The 1565-nt window shown below is 31.8% G+C and carries 2 protein-coding genes; one reads left to right on the top strand and one right to left on the bottom strand.

Going from position 1 to position 1565, the window contains the following annotated elements; translation table 11 throughout:
- Positions 1–182, top strand: a 182-nt coding sequence (locus IHO13_RS05595) for a hypothetical protein (RefSeq protein WP_225538649.1), incomplete at its 5' end; no start/stop codon positions are given.
- A gap of 906 nt (positions 183–1088) precedes the next feature.
- Here IHO13_RS05595 and IHO13_RS05590 read toward each other — a convergent pair.
- The gene (locus tag IHO13_RS05590) at positions 1089–1451 is read right to left on the bottom strand and encodes a hypothetical protein (RefSeq protein ID WP_225538647.1); all 363 of its coding nucleotides are present in this window, start codon (positions 1449–1451) and stop codon (positions 1089–1091) included.
- Between the last annotated feature and the right edge of the window lie 114 nt (positions 1452–1565).

Genomic DNA, 1565 nt, shown 5'->3' with positions numbered 1-1565 from the left:
TAACGATTATTAAGGCTAATTACGATATCACAAACGAAACAAATCATTTTCAATTTTCATTCCTGTCATTCTGCCCAAAAATTACTGATAACTGGAGTGAATTATACCAAATGGGAAAAAGGAGTAATTCGAAAAATTCAATAAGGGAAAGAAAAGATAAGGATTTCGTTACACCCCGATAATTCCTTCTGGATTCTCTCTTTCAAAAATTTTCTTTCCCTTGACAAATTGAACATGTATGGGAAATGACAGGTGTTTAGGCGGGAACGATTTTATTTGCAGCAATTAAAAATTTGTGAAAGAATCAATATAATACAATCAATATATACTCAATATATAAAATCAATGTATACAAGTATCAAGAAATAAAGATTTCAAGAATTTTTTCTCTTTCAACTCCATTAATGCAAAAATATAGCATAGTTTTTGCTTGCATGTACAGTACTATTTCAACCAAATAATAAACAACAATAAATTATGCATAATATTTCGGCACAAATCAAGAGATAGCCGAAAATTAAACGATTGTAAAAATAATATGGATAGGGAAGATTGCCATGAATTTTGATTAGTTATAAAACAACGGTAAATTCAAATACTGTGAACACTGCTCTCGCTTTTTATAGTTTAAAAAAAGAAAAGTGAGACGAAGTTGGTGTTGTTCATTGTTGAAACCATTAACCACGATTTAATTAAGCTGATATTCATCCATTCATATTATACAAAAGTTGGTTTGTTGATCAGTTGTATCATTCGTTCTAAATAGACGACATAGATATCTATCCATAAAGTTTATGAAGAGTAAAAGTGAAATTGACGTGAGATGATAGAAAAAAAAAATTCTTACTTATGCATGAGTTTAATAAAAAAATGATGCACGTGCCGTTGACGAATGAACAATACCATAGATCATAGCAGCACCTGGTTGACAATACGTAATGAATGAATTTTCCTATAACGAATAAAACATCATCTTTTTTGTGTTGGAAGAAAGATAATAAAATTAATTGTTCCTACACGATTTCATTGCCAATAATTGAACTGCTAAACATTTAAGATGATGATGAATATGGCAATGTAATCGAGGGTTACCATTTTTTCACAACTGAAGAACATACTGGTAGATAATAAGGAACCGACGACGCAATACCATATCCAATTCCGTATCCGATTCCGCATCCAGTTACATATCCAATCGTGTATAAAATCCCATATCCAATTCCGTATCTGAATCCGCAATCAGTTCTGTGTCTATTTGTATAACTAGTTCTGCTCCTTTGTACAATTTCGTTTCCAGTTCCATATCCGATTTCGCATTCAATTCCGTATTCAGCTCCACGTCCAGCTTCGCATCCAATTCCGTATTCAATTGCCTGATTCATACTGTCACTTCCATCAGCTACTGTTTCTGTTTGAGCATATGAGCTAGTCTGGAAATTCTCAGATGGCAAAATAACAAGAATCGTGTATTTCCGTTACGGTACAAAGTATGATTTTTTAAAAAAAGTGCAAGTTATGAATTTCTAAAATTTTTAGCATATAAAAGAACATAAAGGCAGCGTTTT

This window comes from Wolbachia endosymbiont of Mansonella perstans (assembly GCF_020278605.1).
GTDB lineage: Bacteria > Pseudomonadota > Alphaproteobacteria > Rickettsiales > Anaplasmataceae > Wolbachia.
The sequence above is the reverse complement of the archived record's forward strand: the minus strand, read 5'-3'. Positions and strand labels throughout refer to the sequence as shown.